This is a genomic window from Bacteroides sp. 90-K9/2, assembly GCF_047310725.1.
GTDB lineage: Bacteria > Bacteroidota > Bacteroidia > Bacteroidales > Bacteroidaceae > Bacteroides > Bacteroides vicugnae.
Genome location: NZ_JBCGVL010000011.1, coordinates 19,935 through 38,014, shown reverse-complemented (window position 1 = coordinate 38,014; position 18,080 = coordinate 19,935). Strand labels below are relative to the sequence as shown.

13 protein-coding genes are annotated in these 18,080 nt (G+C 42.7%); 9 read left to right on the top strand and 4 right to left on the bottom strand.

The genetic code is table 11. The annotated features are described in order from the left end of the window. Window positions 1–63: 63 nt before the first annotated feature. From AAHJ11_RS19420 to AAHJ11_RS19405, 4 genes are read right to left on the bottom strand one after another with little or no spacing between them, the layout of a single operon-like run. Window positions 64–2,058: a carbohydrate-binding domain-containing protein gene (locus AAHJ11_RS19420; RefSeq protein ID WP_413580037.1), complete on the bottom strand. Its 1,995-nt coding sequence runs from the start codon at window positions 2,056–2,058 to the stop codon at window positions 64–66. Window positions 2,059–2,076: 18 nt separating this feature from the next. Then, complete coding sequence (locus AAHJ11_RS19415) at window positions 2,077–2,856, bottom strand: DUF2490 domain-containing protein (RefSeq protein WP_081352707.1); 780 nt, start codon at window positions 2,854–2,856, stop codon at window positions 2,077–2,079. Between the two features lie 4 nt (window positions 2,857–2,860). Beyond that, entirely contained in the window at window positions 2,861–3,535 is a 675-nt protein-coding gene (locus AAHJ11_RS19410; protein ID WP_074637827.1) for a DUF4956 domain-containing protein, read from the bottom strand. Between the two features lie 17 nt (window positions 3,536–3,552). Further along, complete coding sequence (locus AAHJ11_RS19405; protein ID WP_074637840.1) at window positions 3,553–4,332, bottom strand: polyphosphate polymerase domain-containing protein; 780 nt, start codon at window positions 4,330–4,332, stop codon at window positions 3,553–3,555. 1,054 nt (window positions 4,333–5,386) lie between these two features. Between AAHJ11_RS19405 and AAHJ11_RS19400 the strand changes: the two genes are divergently transcribed. The 9 genes from AAHJ11_RS19400 to AAHJ11_RS19360 all read left to right on the top strand — a co-directional run bounded on the left by AAHJ11_RS19400 (window position 5,387) and on the right by AAHJ11_RS19360 (window position 17,931). Beyond that, window positions 5,387–6,589 (top strand): DUF4925 domain-containing protein, encoded by a 1,203-nt coding sequence (locus AAHJ11_RS19400; protein ID WP_004311756.1) that lies wholly within the window; start codon window positions 5,387–5,389, stop codon window positions 6,587–6,589. A 30-nt stretch (window positions 6,590–6,619) separates the two neighbouring features. Continuing rightward, a complete protein-coding gene (locus AAHJ11_RS19395) occupies window positions 6,620–7,933 on the top strand; it encodes a DUF4925 domain-containing protein (protein WP_004311757.1) in 1,314 nt (437 codons plus the stop codon). 11 nt (window positions 7,934–7,944) lie between these two features. Continuing rightward, a complete protein-coding gene (locus tag AAHJ11_RS19390) occupies window positions 7,945–10,791 on the top strand; it encodes a TonB-dependent receptor (RefSeq protein ID WP_074556912.1) in 2,847 nt (948 codons plus the stop codon). Between the two features lie 136 nt (window positions 10,792–10,927). Then, window positions 10,928–11,608 (top strand): hypothetical protein, encoded by a 681-nt coding sequence (locus AAHJ11_RS19385; RefSeq protein ID WP_195650277.1) that lies wholly within the window; start codon window positions 10,928–10,930, stop codon window positions 11,606–11,608. 39 nt (window positions 11,609–11,647) lie between these two features. Further along, window positions 11,648–13,522 (top strand): alpha-L-fucosidase, encoded by a 1,875-nt coding sequence (locus AAHJ11_RS19380; RefSeq protein WP_413580035.1) that lies wholly within the window; start codon window positions 11,648–11,650, stop codon window positions 13,520–13,522. A gap of 8 nt (window positions 13,523–13,530) precedes the next feature. Continuing rightward, window positions 13,531–14,061, top strand: a complete 531-nt coding sequence (locus tag AAHJ11_RS19375) for a GNAT family N-acetyltransferase (RefSeq protein ID WP_074556917.1) — start codon at window positions 13,531–13,533, stop codon at window positions 14,059–14,061. A 262-nt stretch (window positions 14,062–14,323) separates the two neighbouring features. After that, window positions 14,324–15,196 carry an electron transfer flavoprotein subunit beta/FixA family protein gene (locus tag AAHJ11_RS19370; RefSeq protein WP_074556919.1) on the top strand — a complete coding sequence of 291 codons (873 nt, stop codon included), beginning with the start codon at window positions 14,324–14,326 and terminating at the stop codon, window positions 15,194–15,196. Between the two features lie 2 nt (window positions 15,197–15,198). Beyond that, a complete protein-coding gene (locus tag AAHJ11_RS19365) occupies window positions 15,199–16,218 on the top strand; it encodes an electron transfer flavoprotein subunit alpha/FixB family protein (protein ID WP_074556922.1) in 1,020 nt (339 codons plus the stop codon). A gap of 6 nt (window positions 16,219–16,224) precedes the next feature. After that, window positions 16,225–17,931, top strand: a complete 1,707-nt coding sequence (locus AAHJ11_RS19360) for an acyl-CoA dehydrogenase family protein (RefSeq protein ID WP_148364630.1) — start codon at window positions 16,225–16,227, stop codon at window positions 17,929–17,931. The last annotated feature ends 149 nt before the right edge of the window (window positions 17,932–18,080 follow it).

Here is an 18,080-nt window from a genome sequence, read left to right as displayed (position 1 = left end):
ACCGAACCTGCTTTATCACAAATAGAATCGACCAAAGGACGGATTTCGACGGTAAACTGCTGTTTACCATCCCCATCCGCCAGGGCCATGTCCGCCGCCTCCACCACCGGGCTGGCCACCGCCGGAAGTGCTGCCAACTTGTGTCACCATCGAACTGGCGGTAAACGTTGCTGCCTGTGTGCCACCGGAATAAGTGGCTCCCGTATATAATCCGAAGAACTCGGAACCACCGGAAACCGCCCCTCCTTTTGAGATGATATAACTACCGCCCGAAGTCAGATTCGGACTGCTGAACAATACCGTCATTTGAGAATAAGCACGGGGAATCTGATAAGTCAGTACATTGGTTCCGTCGGCTGACTGGATATTCAGTATTTCTCCGTTACTTCCCGAACCACCATAGATCACACTGCGTTGCGTACATACACTTGATGTAGGTGTACTTGTTCCTCCTCCAATACCCAGAACAATCCCCCCGGTAATCTTAAAGGTATTCTGATCGCAATCGAATCCGTCTTCGGGAGAAGTAGTACCCGAAGATACGATCACTCCCCCCGTAATGGTCAGCGTACCATTAGAATCAATGCCGTCATTTCCGGAACTATAACAATAAATATTGCCACCATTAAGAACAATGCTGTTGCTTGCATTCATACAGTCATCGTAACAAAGGGCGGCAACCGTACCCTCATTGACAGTCAACACACTTTTACTCTCGATACCTTCACTGCCTTTCCCACCGGTAGCCTTCACAAGCACCGTTCCTCCATTGATTGTCAACGCACCGTCCGCTTTGATTCCTTTTGCCGACGAGTCGAGCTTGCCATACACACACTGCGTACCGGTAGTTATCACTTTCACCGTGCCGTCATTGATGGTAATCGAACCGTCACAGTTGATACCTTTACCGGCTCCACCTGTACTCTGTATGGCGATCTCCCCTCCTGTAATCAGGATATTTCCGTCACATTTAATTCCTGCACACGAACTCAAATCATTGTCTTCATAAAGTGCGGTTTGAGAAGTGAATGCAGTCAGCTTTCCTCCGGAGATGGTCAGGTTACCATCACAGGATATTCCTTTGGAGGCTGCTCCCGCCACTTGTGCCTGAATAGCACCGCCACTGATTACCACATCCAGACAAGATTTCAACCCATGCGCTTTATTGTCCGTTGTAGAGAGTTTGGCAAATCCTCCGGTCATCGTAATTCCTCCCTCTTCACACTGAATAGCATCGCCGTCAGAAGATATATTCAGTATTCCGCCGCCGATAATCACAGATTCATTAGTATGGATTCCGTCTTTTTTGGCCGAAGCTACCGTAATATTACACCCGCTACGGAAACGCACATAATCATCGCTTGTGATGGCATGTTTATAATTTCCGGTAACTGTAAGCGAACCACCACCACTAAAAATAAGCTGTCCCTCACTGAACAGGCAGGCTTTCATATCCTCTCCATCAGTAGTTGCCGTATAAGAAGAACCATCTGTCAACACATTCGTTGTTCCGTCTGCACATACCACGAACACACGTTTGGAAGACTGGATATTAATGGCAGCACCTACCGGATTGAGTATAGACACCCCTGCCAGTGATAATTTGAATTTCTTTTCGCTATATACCTTGAACGAGCCATTCGTAGTAGTCCCGCTCAACACATATTCTACTCCGCTGACTGTAGAATTAACCACGACATGCGCCCCATTGGAAAACACTTCCACTCCTGAAACACCATTGCTTACCGCAGCAGTCGTTCCATTATAGATAATCGTCACCACAGAGGCGAATTGGGAATTCTCTATAAAATCATCATCGGAAGTAACCGTTTCCGACATGCTTCCATACGCCGTTTTATCACTTTCATCAAAAGTGATTGTAAATCCCAATAAATCTTCCGATCCCTCGGGAATCGTCGGGTTGGGCTGACTGCTTCCTCCACCTCCCGAACCTCCGACCAATATTCCTTCCTGATCGCCGAAATCGAATGATTCCGTCGTACAGTTCACCAACAACAGCAATAAAAGCGGTATCCAAAACAACACAATCCTTTTCATAATTTCTTGTTTTATCTATTAAAACTTAAATGAATATCCTGCACCGATCACATGCCCGTTTGCCTCATCGTCGTCTGCCTTATTTTGATACAGATAATAAAAATCGAGAGCATGTTTCTTACTTAGTTTCCATTCCGTCCCCAATGTCCATCGCAACTTTTCAAAAGCACCAATCTCATTCAACGAATGTGAAAGTTCGCATGAAGTATAAGGAGTAAAAGCACATTTACGTATGTTATATTCCACCTGAAGGCGGGAACGAAGCACATTTTTTCCTTTTCCGCTAATATATTCATCATTCTTCACACTCCCGTCATCACCATCGAATTTGGGAACCGACTGACTGGGACGATAAGTATATTGCCACCGTTCACGAAGGGAAAACGTGAAGCGGCGCCAGTCCACCTTTCCTGTCAATGACAAGTTTACACGATGCTTCGGCTGCCAATATTCGGGGATATAGTTTCCTTTTTTAGTAACCTCCATCGGATGATAATAATGAATAAACGTATATCCTGCAGACGCTTTCAGCCAACGAAACATCTTATAGGAAACACCTGCCGAACCCGACCAGCGTTCCACCGTCTGCAATCCGTCTCTTGTACGGAATTCACCTTCCAGAGAAGCATCGAAACCGGAGAATATCTTTTTCTTCACTTCCGCACTGGTCCACACGCCGAAGTCATCTCCCTGCGCATGGCTCTTCCCTGCCATACACAACAATAATAAGCAACCAATCAGGTATCTACCTGTCCCCCAGAATCTCTTCTGACTTTCTCTGCCTGACTTATCTTCCATTTTCTTATTCATTTTCTCTAGGTAAGCGGGTCAACGTATCAATCGTATTTATCTCATCTTTCAGCGGTTCATAATAGATTTTCAGCATGGCTGTATCCCGTAAAAAATCGATATGTCCCACTTCCACACGAACAATGTCAAGTCCTGTCCGTTCGCGGAGATCGCGTAATAAGTCCAATTCCCTTTCGGGTTTTATCAGTTCTATTCTATCATATTGAATCAGTTTACAGGAGATATGTTTCAGCCAGCGATTGCTTTCGCAAAGCCATATACTGACAATGAAAAGCAAGTTGGTACATACCAGTTCAGCATAACTGATTTCCACGGCAAGGGCATTGATTACCGAAATAGCAATGATGACAAAAAGATAAGTCATCTCACGCACGGGCATTGACTCGGTCCGATAACGGATGATACCGAAAATGGCAAATAAACCGAGCGCAAAACCTATTTTCAGTTTGACACTTCCCAATAAGAAAATCATCAGGAAAATACTGATACTTATCAGCGTAAAGGTGAAGTAATAATCACGCCGTTTGCTCTTAGGGTAATAAAACAGATGAATAATGCAGGATACCACCAGTAAATTGAAGCAGAATCGCAACAACAATTCCAAGAAACCTGCGCTATCCATCAATGGTGTTTCTATTAATGTAATATCACTTAGTTCATCAAACATATTATTCAGGTTTTATATTAAATATTCATTAGTTGCTTCTTTGCTATCTTCTGTGCCATTCTCAACTTGGTCTTAAACCGATTATATTTTAAGTTCCCGGCTGTGAGTACGGTTCCCACACAATATTTACTAATTCCCGAAGGCCGCACATGCAGTTCGCGCAGTATTTCACCGATGGGTGAATAAGTTCTCCCGTCACGTTTCAGTTCTATGATAGCAAGATTTTCCAATCTTGCTTCCGTTCCAGTTATGAGATGATGGAAATGCACACCAGTATCGATGGTCAGACGTTCTGTCATTGCCTTATTCACCAGTGTAATACGATGAAAATGATTTTCCAGTAGAAATTTCAAGGCGGACAACTCATACCAAGCATAATTGCGAAGAAACTCTTCTCCCCCATCCTGACGCAAAGAGTTTACTCCTTGCACCCGAATCCGCTTTTTATCTGTCCGCCCCTTGTTATTCTTATTCTTCACTTCCAGAAAAGTCAGACCGGAAGATACATACGTCCTTACACGGATCTTCTCACGGATCACTCTTCCGTTTTGATGAGCCAGATACATGGCGTAATCGGGAGTGTCGAGATAGGTAGTGTGATAAGCTATATTTCGCTCCCCCTGCACCTCTTGCACACGATAACAATTACTCGCCCGTTGTAATACGTCCATCAGGGCAGAGAGCGAAACGATATACTTCGTGTCCGTACGGTTCATCAAACGGATGGTACTCATCTCTTCCAAAGAAATGGAGGAGAAAGCGGAAAGTGCGGTGGTTACATTACATGCCTCGTTCATATTCATAAGGGATTAGAGTAGCAAGTGTTACAATACTGTAACAAATGTATGACAGAGAAGCAGAAAAAGGAAAAAAAATCAATGAACGGGGGATTCTTATCGGTGAATCGACTGTATTACAGCAATAAACTGTTCTGTTCTATTTTTAAGATTCTATTATTCAACAGTGGCTATGAATCGAATCAAATAGAAAATAAAATGCATAATCTAGTGCAAGAATATGCATATCACGCCCCTTATTATGCATAAATAAAGGGTAAACAGACCGTTTTTCATTGTATGAAAACGTCCGTTCTTTAAATGCAAGGTATCCTTGGTCGGTGAGGAACGCCTCCTTGCTCACCGACCAAGCTACCGTTCATCGGTGAGGAAGGAGGCGTTGATTGAAATAAGAGTCGTTTCCAAGCTATGTCACTTCTAACTTCGTTAATTTTCAATATAACAAATAGCTATAACATCAGAAAAAAAATATTGATTTATTTCGAATCTGGTAGCAAACAAATACAAACAGCAAGGATTTACTATCAAATCACTGTCTTTTGGGAGAATCCAAAAAGACATTTAAGCTCCTATTTATTTGCTGTCCTCATATAGGTTCTAATTAAAGCAAAGAAAATGTATAAAACATCCTATTTTTATGTATAACCCTATTTTAAGCAAACATAGATTTATTTCTTGTAATATTCCAGCGGAGTCCTCTTCACTTTTTTACGGAAGTATTTATTGAAAGTTGTAAAGATGAATATTACATTCTAAACTTTCCGCAAGAGTCAGAAATAGAGAAGAAAAAAAATGAACGGTTTCTCACCTGTGAAAAATAGGAGGAAAACCATTTGCTTTTTTAGAGACCTCTTCATTCTCTTTTTACAGCCATTCTTAAAAGAAGAACAATCGATATTAAAAATAGAACACATTTATTTTTTCATTTTAGGTACTTTTACCGCATACGATTAAAAATAGAACATTAAAATAAAAAAACAGACCTTGACAATAAAGAATTGTTAGTCGAACTTTGCAAAGTTTTATTAAATACGCAATAAAAACAAAAAGCAAAATGAGAAACTTACGAAAACTATCTTATGTAGCTTGCGCAGTATTTTTCTTTACATCATGCGAAGAAACTTACAATGACAAGCTATTTTGGCCAGGAGAAATTAGTCAGGAATATGGCTCGTATATTAAACCATATACGCTAGACCTAACCTACAGCGGAGAGAAATTAATTGGAAAAACTGTCAGCTTCAAGACAGAAGATAGCGAAACGGGAACACTGACGCTGAATAATATAATCCCGGGAGAAAAGGAAACTCCTATCAGTCGCATCCAACTTTATGAGAATGAAAAGAAAGGATATTATACTTTCAGCGGGACCAATATCACAATGGGAGGAGCTACGGTGAAATATGAAGGAATAATAACTCCGAAAAACATGCAGCTATCACTGAACGTAACAATGGCTTATGCCAACTCCATTGCAAACACATATACATTTCCTGCATACTCCCACACAACAGATGGAGAAAGTATCATCCGTAATAGCGGAGCCAGCTACGTGAATATTACTACAAAAGCAGGAGGAGAATCTCTCCAGCCGGTGATTTTACAAATACAGCAAATGGCAACTAATATATTAGATGTGATTTTTCCTTATGTATTGAAGGATATTACATTTGAGAAAAATGGAATTGTCACTGCCAGCTATACTACGAGCCCTGTAGACATGAATGAAATTATGGAAGTTGCCAATTCGGGCAAAACTGACGCTGAATTCAAAAGTCTGATCAACAAACGCACTTATGAGTCATCTCCCAAAGGATTGGCCTACTGGAATCAAACAGGCAACAAAGCATTTGTCGTACAACTAAATATCCCTGCCATTGTGTCTCTCATAGCACAAAACAACGGAAAGCAAATTGACTATCAGCTTATCGCAGGAATCAGTGAAGCACTTCTAAAATCTGACCCGGCACGTTTAAAATTAACGTTAAGTGCCATCAATATGATTTTAAACAATGAAATAATCACCTATATTCTTCAATTGGATGATGATACTTTTGCAACTCTGCTCACATGGATGAAAGACGGAATACCAATGGGCATCAACTCAACAAAAGAACATACTTATATCTATTTCAACAAAGAAACTCTCATGCCGTTCATCAGCATCATCGGTAGTTTGCTGGAAACAAATTTAATTGAAGTTGCAGCCCTTTTCGATAAAATGGAAATCGGTATTGACCTCACAGCTAAGAAATAATTCATTTTAATTATCTAATATAAAAGAACAATGAAAAAAATATCTATCCTATTAATAAGCTGCCTTGCCGTAGCGTCTGCATTTTTAACTTCTTGTGATAATGATCACTACGGACCAGAGCCTATAGATGTAACAGCCAATTATTCAAATAAACTATCAAACCCCAATCCGAATCTAATTCTTACCTATAATGGTGAAACAATGATCGGAAAATCAGTAGACTTTAGCACTGTAACAGGAGAAACCGCTATTATTAACTTATATGATATTTTACCAGGAGAAAAAGAAGTAAAAATTATGTCTATCCCCCTTTCTGGAGATGGGCAAGGATATTCTTTTTCAGGAAATAGTATGGGAAATGAGACTTTAAGCTCTTTTAGATACGAAGGACGCGTAATAAAAGGACAGTTAACATTAAATATATCCAATATCAAAATGGGCAATGCAGAATTATGGGCAAATACTTATAAACTACCCACAGTTATTAATGGCATCAAAACGATTGTAGTTGGAGACATGTGGGGAGAAGAATATACATGGCAAGATGTTGACGGACAAGTACTAAATGCATCATGCTATTTTTATGCAGACATAGAAGCTTCAGAAAGTGGAGCCACAACTCAAACATGGGGTAGTGCTATTCAAAACATATTAAGTTATATTTTGCCACAAGTTCTACAAGAAATTACTTTAGGAGCGGACGGGAATGTAACGGCTTCTTATTCAAATGAACCATTGACAGGAGTAGACATGGATATCATTTTTGGATTTCTAGAAAATCCATTAACACAGGATATGATTACTCCTAACATTGTTAACCGTAATTATATTCCATCTCCAAAAGGATTTGCTAATTGGTTCCAAAAAGACGGTAAGTTAATATTAAAATTAAACTTAGCTAATATTATTGCCTCAATATCCAGCGGCAATCAATATATGGATGTCAATATAACCAATGCTATCATTGAAGCTATATCCCAAATGGATGCTATGAAAGTGAAAGAATTGCTAACCACGCTCAATCAAAGTCTAAAAAATGAAACACTTGGATTCCTGCTCAATGTCAATGACACTTCTTTCAAAGCTATTTTCAATTGGTTAACTACCGGAATCCCGATGCAAGTTATTTCAAAAGATGGACATACTTTTATTTACTTAGACAAAGAAGGTTTTACTCCCATAGCCAAATTACTACCAGATCTTAGTCCGCTAATAGTCAGTCTGCTTCCAGAAGATATGCAATCACTGGGAGGAATCATCTCTATATTTTTGAACGGTATATCAGACGCTTTTCTATCACCTGAAAAAATAGAATTTGGTTTGGAAATTGTTCCAAATAAATAAAACAAAAAACAATGAAGAAATTATATATCCTAACAATCCTGTTATGCCTTACCGGTTTCGGAAGCATCTTTGCCCAAACCCTGAAAGGACATATATATGATGCCAAGACCAATGAGCCATTGGTCGGAGCCACCGTCACCTACAAACTTCATGGTAATCAGGGAGTAGTATCTAACATTAACGGAGAATATGAAATCAAACTTCCCGAAGGTGGAGTTGACCTTGTATTCAGCTATGTTGGCTATGATGATGTCTTGATGCCCATCGTTATCAACAAGCGTGAAGTAGTCACCAAAGACGTTTACATGAAAGAAAGCACCAAGCTGCTGGAAGAAGTCGTAGTCAGTGCCGGACGCTTTGAACAGAAGTTGAGTGATGTCACTGTCTCCATGGACGTTGTTAAATCCGGAGATATTGCCCGTCAGGCACCCACGGATATTTCTTCCACTCTCCGCACACTTCCCGGTGTAGACATTGTAGACAAACAACCTTCTATGCGCGGAGGTAGCGGATGGACTTACGGAGTAGGTGCACGCAGCCAAATTCTTGTGGACGGAATGAGCACACTGAATCCGAAAACAGGAGAAATCAACTGGAACACTGTTCCTTTAGAGAACGTAGAACAGGTGGAAGTGATTAAAGGAGCATCTTCCGTACTATATGGCTCATCAGCTTTGAATGGTATTATCAATATCCGTACCGCACGTCCGGGACTGACACCGAAAACACGATTCAGCGCCTATATCGGTGTATATGGTGATGCGGAAAACGACGAATACCAATGGAGCGACAAGAGTTTCTGGAAAGATGATAAATATTCTGTTAAACCGATCCTGCGTGGAAGTCTTCTTAGCGGTATACGGAATCCTATTTACGAAGGATTCGACCTCTCCCATTCCCGCCGTATCGGTAATTTCGATGTCAGCGGAGGAATCAATCTTTTCACTGATGAAGGATACCGCCAACAGGGATACAACAAACGTTTCCGTATGGGAGGGAGCCTCACTTATCATCAGCCCGATATGGGAATGAAACTGTTGAACTATGGTTTCAATGTCGATTTCCTTTCCAATCAATACGGCGACTTCTTCATCTGGCGTTCACCAACGGAAGTGTACAAACCGTCTCCTTTCACCAACATGGGACGTGAAGAGAATAATTTCCATATCGATCCGTTCATCAACTATGTGAATCCGGAAAACGGTACGTCACATAAGATTAAAGGACGTTTCTATTACAGCGCCGACAATATCGTACGCCCTACCCAAGGAACTTCCATCACTGATATTCTGGGAAATATGGGAACTGATGCCAAAACGATACAGAATATAGCCGGTGGCGATTACAGTTCACTCTATCCTGCATTGGTAGGTATCGGTTCCGGACTTGTCAACGGTAATCTGGAAGATGCCATGAACGGAGTGTTCACCTCATTAGGCAATATTTTCCCGAATGCGACGACTGCCGATTATTGCGATCTGATCTCCTGGGTAATGGACAACGGAGTGCCGAGTGACTTGGGAGGACTTGCGAACGGACAGTTACCGAGTGATCTGATTCCGTGGTTATCAAATGTTATCAATCCGTCACGAAACACTCCCAAAACACAGACTGATAAGAACTTCGATTACTATCTCGACTACCAGTTCAATAAGAAATGGGAAGGTGGTGCACAAATCACTACCGGAGTAACCCTGGAACATATCCGCTATGACTCCGCTGTAATGGATGAGGTATACAAAAGTGATAATGTAGCTGCTTTCCTTCAGTACGATCAGCGCTTTTGGGATCGTTTGAGTGTGTCTGCCGGTGTACGTGCCGAATATTATCGGGTGAATAATCATCACCGTGAAGCCGAAACCAAAATTTTCGGAACCAAGGTTCCGTTCCGTCCGGTCTTCCGTGCAGGGTTAAATTATCAGCTGGCTGATTACAGTTTTATCCGTGCCAGCTTCGGACAGGGTTACCGTAATCCGTCTATCAATGAAAAATACCTGCGCAAGGATATTGGTGGAGTTGGCGTCTATCCTAATCTGGACATCAAACCGGAGAAAGGATTTAATGCGGAATTAGGAATTAAGCAAGGATATAAGGTCGGCAATTTCCAGGGTTTTGTGGATGTTGCAGGATTCTATACACAGTATAAAGACATGGTTGAATTCCAGTTCGGACTGTTCAACAATGCCAATTACACAATGATTAATAGCATAGGCGATGCATTTCAGATGCTGACAGATGGCAAAGGTTTCGGCATCGGAGCCCAGTTCCACAATGTATCGAAAGCCCAGATTTACGGAGTAGAAATTTCAACGAACGGCGTGTATAATTTCAATAAGAATACGAAGTTGTTCTATAACTTAGGATATGTATACACGGAGCCACGCGATGCTGACTATCAGGAACGTAATGCAGTAGAGGGGCTTTATACCGATCCTCTTCAGATGAAAGAGAAATCGAACACAGGTAAGTATCTTAAATATCGCCCGAAGCACAGCTTTAAAGCTACAGTAGATTTCCAGTGGAAACGTATCAATGTCGGTGCCAATGTAGCATGGAAGAGCAAAATTCTGGCAGTTGACTATCTGATGTTGGACGAACGCGAGAAACAGCAGAAAGACCTGATGGATTATGTACGTGGCATCCTTTTCGGTTATTCAAAAGGAGAAACACTGGCTACTTACTGGAAAAAACATAATACAGACTATGCTACTGTCGACGTACGCTTCGGAGTAAAAGCCACAAAAGAAGTAGCTTTCCAGTTTATGGTGAACAACCTGTTGAATAAAGAATACAGCTACCGCCCAATGGCAGTTGCCGCCCCACGTACTTTCGTGCTGAAAATGGACGTCACTTTCTAACTAACTTTCAAGATTCACAATTACTTAAGAAACGGCTGCTCAATACAGCCGTTTTCTTTTTTCTCCTCATCTGTCATCATTTATCTATATATTGTGTATCTTTATCCCCCGAAAACAAGAAGAAATAACCGATAAAATGAAAAAACGAATCCTACTTATTGTCATCCTGTTTTGTACAGCCTTTGCACAGGCACAAGAAGTTTTTGTAACTGCTGATTTTGTAAGCAGTTATATCTGGCGCGGTATAGATAGCGGTAATGCAAGTGTGCAGCCTTCACTCGGCCTCAACTGGAAAGGACTGACTGTTTACGCATGGGGCTCTACCGAATTTCGCGAAAAGAACAATGAAATAGATTTATCACTAGAGTACGAATACAAAAAACTGACTCTTTACGCCAATAACTATTTTACCCAGACAGAAGAAGAACCTTTCAAATACTTCAATTACAGTTCGCACTCTACCGGACACACTTTCGAGGCAGGAGCCGGCTATATGCTTAGCGAAAAGTTCCCATTGTCAGTAAGCTGGTACACTACCTTTGCCGGAAACGATTACCGGGAAAACGGGAAACGTGCCTGGTCCAGTTACTGCGAGTTGAGTTACCCGTTCAGCGTGAAGGATGTAAATATGAATATCGAAGCTGGTTTCACTCCTTGGGAAAGTATGTACTCCGACAAATTCAATGTAGTCAATATCGGATTATCTGCAACAAAAGATATCAAAATAACGTCCAACTTCTCTTTACCCATCTTCGGAAAGCTAATAGCCAACCCTTATGAAGAGCAACTTTATTTTGTAGTTGGAATTACATTGTAGATGATTCTTACATTCAATTATTAACTAATAAACACCCCCATGAAAAAACACTTTCTTATCTTCGCAACAGGTCTCTTTCTACTAAGTGCCTGTAATTCGGTAAAAGCACCGGAAGCTATCTTACCCATTCCCGAAGCCAAACAGGTGGAATGGCAAAAAATGGAAACGTATGCTTTTGTACACTTCGGACTTAACACATTCAACGACCGCGAATGGGGATATGGAGACTCCGATCCTAAAACATTCAACCCTACCCGTCTGGACTGTGAACAATGGGTACAGACATTTGTCAAATCCGGCATGAAAGGAGTGATCCTGACAGCGAAACATCACGATGGATTCTGCCTGTGGCCCACGCAACTGACAGAGTACTGTATCCGCAACACTCCGTACAAAGACGGAAAAGGAGATATTGTTCGCGAACTGTCCGATGCCTGCAAAAAGTATGGCATTAAATTCGCAGTCTATCTCTCTCCCTGGGACAGGCATCAGGCCAATTATGGTTCCCCCGAATATGTAGAATACTTCTATAAACAACTCAACGAATTGCTGACCAACTACGGTGATGTATTTGAAATCTGGTTTGATGGTGCCAACGGTGGAGACGGCTGGTATGGCGGAGCAAAAGACAGCCGTACGATCGACCGCAAAACTTATTATAACTATCCGCGAGCTTACAAGATGATTGATGAGTTACAGCCACAAGCTGTTATCTTCTCGGATGGAGGTCCGGGCTGTCGTTGGGTGGGCAACGAACACGGATTTGCCGGAGCCACCAACTGGTCTTTTCTCCGTGCCGGAGAAGTTTATCCGGGCTATCCCAAGTATCGTGAACTGCAATATGGTCATGCCGACGGTAACCAATGGGTAGCTGCCGAGTGTGATGTTTCCATCCGTCCGGGATGGTTTTATCATCCGGAAGAAGACGACCGTGTGAAAACAGTAGACGAACTGACCGATTTATATTACCGCAGCGTAGGACATAACGCAACGCTATTATTAAACTTCCCGGTAGACCGTGACGGATTGATTCATCCTACTGACTCTGCCAATGCCGTAAACTTCCACCAGAATGTACAAAAACAACTGGCACACAATCTGCTGGCCGGACTCTCTCCCAAAGCATCGGACGAACGCGGAAAAACATTCTCCGCCAAAGCTGTGACCGACGGTGATTATGATACCTATTGGGCTACCAATGACGATGTCATTTCAGCCACTATCGAATTCGATTTACCTCAAGCAGAGAAGATCAACCGTATGATGTTGCAGGAATATATTCCTCTCGGACAACGTGTCAAATCATTCGTTGTAGAATATAACCAGGCAGGCGAATGGATCCCTGTAAAGCTCAATGAGGAGACTACCACTATCGGATATAAACGGCTCCTTCGTTTCGAAACAATCACTACGGATAAGATTCGTATCCGCTTCACAGATTCACGGGCTTGTCTCTGTATTAATAACATTGAAGGATATTATGCAGGAGAGACTTCGGATACATACACAGCAAAAGCTACAGAACTGAAAAGCTACCCGTTCACTCTTGTTGGAGTAGACGTGGAGGAAGCACAGAAAGGTATGGATAAGAACGACCAGACCACCTGTTTCATCAATGGAAATACACTATTGATTGACTTGGGAGAAGAACGCACGATTACCTCATTCCACTATCTCCCCGACCAAAGTGAATATAATAAAGGGTTGATCGCGGCTTATGAAATCTCTGTAGGCATGGACAGCAATGCGGTCAATCAGGTAGTAGCCAAAGATGAATTTTCCAATATAAAGAGCAATCCGATTTTGCAATCGGTTTACTTTACTCCGGTCAAGGCTCGCTATATTCAGTTGAAAGCAACACGGATGATACATGACGGTGAACCGATGGGGTTAGCTGAAATTGGGATAAAATAATAGATGATATGGTACAGAAAACAGGAATTATCGTGCAGAAGAAAAACTATACTCTCCGTACCTGGCAAACCGAAGATGCAGCATCATTAGCCAAATATCTCAATAACAAGAATATTTGGGATAACTGCCGTGACGGTCTCCCCTATCCTTATAGTCAGGAAGATGCTAAAGTTTTTCTCGCTATGATACAAGCAAAAGAAAATATTCATGATTTCTGCATTGAAGTAAATGGAGAAGCAGTCGGAAGTATCGGTTTTGTACCCGCTACGGATGTAGAACGTTTTAGTGCAGAAGCAGGCTACTGGATTGGAGAACCTTTCTGGAATCAGGGAATCGTAACTGATGCTTTGAAAGAAGCCATCAACTATTATTTCGAACACACTGATAAAGTACGTGTATTCGCAGTCGTATTTGAGCATAACTCCCCATCCATGCGTGTATTAGAGAAAGTGGGATTCACGAAAGTAGGAATTATGCAAAAAGCTATTTTCAAGAATGATAATTTCACGAACGCACATTATTACGAACTTATCAAATAATCCGGAATTCATCAACAGTCTGCCGGACAATCCGGCAGACTGCCCATAAACACCTTGCCAACCCTGAATGAAATCTATAAAAACCTTCCTCTTTTGCTCAAAAATCTTAAACCTGTGCATTTTTTACTCGGATTTCTTGTCAGAACCAAGTGTTTGAGTAAATTTGCAAGCTGATAGTTAACCGGATAGTTTAGATAGCAAGAGATTACTACTTGACTACTGGCTGCTAACTTGTAGAAATACTAATACTAAAATTTATAGCATGAGTTTGAAAATTGTTGTATTGGCAAAACAAGTTCCCGACACACGTAACGTCGGGAAAGATGCCATGAAAGCCGACGGGACAATTAACCGCGCGGCACTTCCCGCTATCTTCAATCCCGAAGACCTGAATGCCCTCGAGCAAGCTCTTCGACTGAAAGATGCTCATCCAGGCTCTACCGTAACTATCCTGACAATGGGACCGGGACGGGCAGCCGACATTATTCGTGAAGGACTTTTCCGTGGTGCAGATAACGGTTACTTGCTGACCGACCGTGCTTTCGCTGGTGCAGACACACTGGCTACGTCTTACGCACTGGCTACTGCCATCCGCAAAATCGGTGATTGCGACATTATTATCGGCGGTCGTCAGGCTATCGACGGTGATACGGCGCAAGTAGGTCCGCAGGTAGCAGAGAAACTGGGATTGACGCAGATCACATACGCAGAAGAAATTCTGGAAGTGGGCGATGGTAAAATCAAAGTGAAACGTCACATCGACGGTGGCGTAGAAACTGTAGAAGGTCCGCTGCCCATCGTGATTACCGTAAACGGTTCTGCAGCTCCCTGCCGTCCGCGCAATGCAAAATTGGTTCAAAAATACAAACATGCCAAGACTGTAACCGAAAAGCAGCAAGGCAACCTTGATTATACCGATTTGTATGACAAGCGTGATTATCTGAATCTGCCAGAATGGAGTGTAGCCGACGTAAACGGTGACCTTGCGCAATGCGGTCTGTCCGGTTCGCCGACCAAAGTGAAAGCCATCCAGAACATCGTGTTCCAGGCTAAAGAGAGCAAAACCATCAGCGGCAGCGACCGTGACGTGGAAGACCTGATTGTTGAACTATTAGCTAACCACACCATCGGATAATCATGAATAACTTATTTGTATATTGCGAAATAGAAGAAGGTAACGTTGCAGACGTTAGCCTCGAACTTCTGACCAAAGGTCGTTCGTTAGCCAACCAGTTGAACTGTCAGCTCGAAGCTGTAGTTGCCGGCAGCGGCCTCAAAGATATTGAAAAACAAATCCTTCCTTATGGAGTAGATAAACTTCACGTTTTCGACGGTGAAGGACTTTACCCTTATACATCACTTCCCCACACAGCTATCCTGGTGAACCTCTTCAAAGAAGAGCAACCGCAAATCTGTTTGATGGGTGCTACCGTTATCGGTCGTGACCTCGGTCCGCGCGTTTCTTCTGCCCTGACCAGCGGATTGACTGCCGACTGTACTTCACTTGAAATCGGTGACCACGAAGACAAAAAAGAAGGTAAGACTTATAAGAACCTGTTGTACCAAATCCGTCCGGCATTCGGCGGTAACATCGTTGCTACGATTGTGAACCCGGAACACCGTCCGCAGATGGCAACCGTTCGCGAAGGTGTGATGAAGAAAGAAATCCTCTCTCCGACTTATCAGGGAGAAGTGATCCGTCACGACGTGAAAAAATATGTAGCTGACACAGACTACGTAGTGAAAGTGATCGAACGCCACGTAGAAAAGGCCAAGAACAACCTGAAAGGTTCCCCGATTATCGTAGCCGGTGGTTACGGTGTAGGTTCGAAAGAAAACTTCGACCTGCTGTTCGACCTCGCTAAAGAACTTCACGCAGAAGTAGGTGCCAGCCGTGCAGCTGTTGACGCAGGTTTCGCAGACCATGATCGCCAGATCGGACAAACAGGTGTCACCGTTCGTCCGAAACTCTACATCGCTTGCGGTATCTCCGGACAAATTCAGCATATCGCCGGTATGCAGGAAAGTGGTATCATCATCTCCATCAACAACGATCCGGACGCTCCGATCAATACGATTGCCGATTACGTAATCAACGGAAGTATTGAAGAAGTTGTGCCGAAGATGATTAAGTATTATAAACAAAATAGCAAGTAAGGAAAGATGGCTAATTATTATACAGACATACCGGAACTCAAGTATCACTTGAACAATCCGATGATGAAACGTATTTGCGAACTCAAAGAACGCAATTACAGAGATAAAGATGAATTCGACTATGCTCCGCTGGACTTCGAAGATGCTGTAGACTCTTACGACAAAGTATTGGAGATTACCGGAGAAATCACAGGAGAAATCATTGCCGCTAACGCAGAAGGTGTAGACGAAGAAGGTCCTCACTGTGCCAACGGTCGCGTAGAATATGCTTCCGGAACCAAACAGAATCTGGATGCTATGGTGAAAGCCGGACTAAACGGCATGACCATGCCACGCAAATTCGGTGGTTTGAATTTCCCGATCACTCCGTACACCATGTGCGCGGAAATCGTGGCTGCCGCCGACGCCGGTTTCGGAAATATCTGGTCTTTGCAGGACTGTATCGAAACGCTGTACGAATTCGGTAATGCAGACCAACACAGCCGCTTCATCCCTCGTGTATGCCAAGGCGAAACAATGTCCATGGACTTGACAGAACCGGATGCAGGTTCCGACCTTCAATCTGTTATGCTGAAAGCTACTTACAGCGAAAAAGACGGATGCTGGTTGCTGAACGGTGTGAAACGTTTCATTACAAACGGTGACGCTGATATCCACCTCGTACTGGCACGTTCGGAAGAAGGAACAAGAGACGGTCGTGGCTTGTCTATGTTCATCTATGACAAACGCCAAGGGGGTGTAAATGTGCGCCGTATCGAAAATAAACTCGGTATTCATGGTTCCCCTACTTGCGAATTGGTATACAAGAATGCAAAAGCTGAACTTTGCGGTGACCGCAAACTCGGTTTGATTAAATATGTAATGGCTTTGATGAACGGTGCCCGTCTGGGTATTGCCGCACAGTCCGTAGGATTGAGTCAGGCAGCTTACAATGAAGGATTGGCTTATGCCAAAGACCGTAAGCAGTTCGGCAAAGCGATCATCGAGTTCCCGGCAGTATATGACATGCTGGCTATCATGAAAGGTAAATTGGACGCCGGACGTGCTTTGCTGTATCAAACAGCACGCTATGTAGACATCTACAAAGCTCTGGATGACATCGCCCGCGAACGCAAACTGACTCCGGAAGAACGTCAGGAACAGAAGAAATACGCCAAACTGGCAGACAGCTTTACTCCGCTGGCCAAGGGGATGAACTCTGAATATGCTAACCAGAACGCTTACGACTGCATTCAGATTCACGGTGGTTCAGGATTCATGATGGAATATGCTTGCCAACGCATCTATCGCGACGCTCGTATCACCAGCATCTACGAAGGAACTACCCAGTTGCAGACTGTAGCCGCTATCCGTTACGTGACTAATGGTTCTTACATCGCTACTATCCGCGAGTTTGAGGCCATTCCTTGTTCACCGGAAATGGAACCGCTGATGTCTCGCCTGAAGAAGATGGCTGACAAATTTGAAGCAAGCACCAACGCTGTAAAAGAAGCACAAGATCAGGAATTACTTGACTTCACTGCCCGCAAATTGATGGAAATGGCTGCTGACATTATCATGTGTCACCTGTTGATTCAAGATGCCAGCAAAGCTTCCGAACTGTTCTCCAAATCTGCACACGTATATTTGAACTATGCAGAAGCGGAAGTGGAAAAGCACGCAAACTTCATCGAAAACTTCGACAAAGAAGATTTGGCTTTCTACAAAAAGTAACAAATAATCGACTAAATCTCATAAAAGCATCCTTTCTTACGAAATGGATGCTTTTTTTATTTGTCATATTCTATTATTTTCCATTATTATTCTATACATTTGTCAGTGAGATAAGTTATTTTTTAATTGATGACTCTAGATAAAGATAG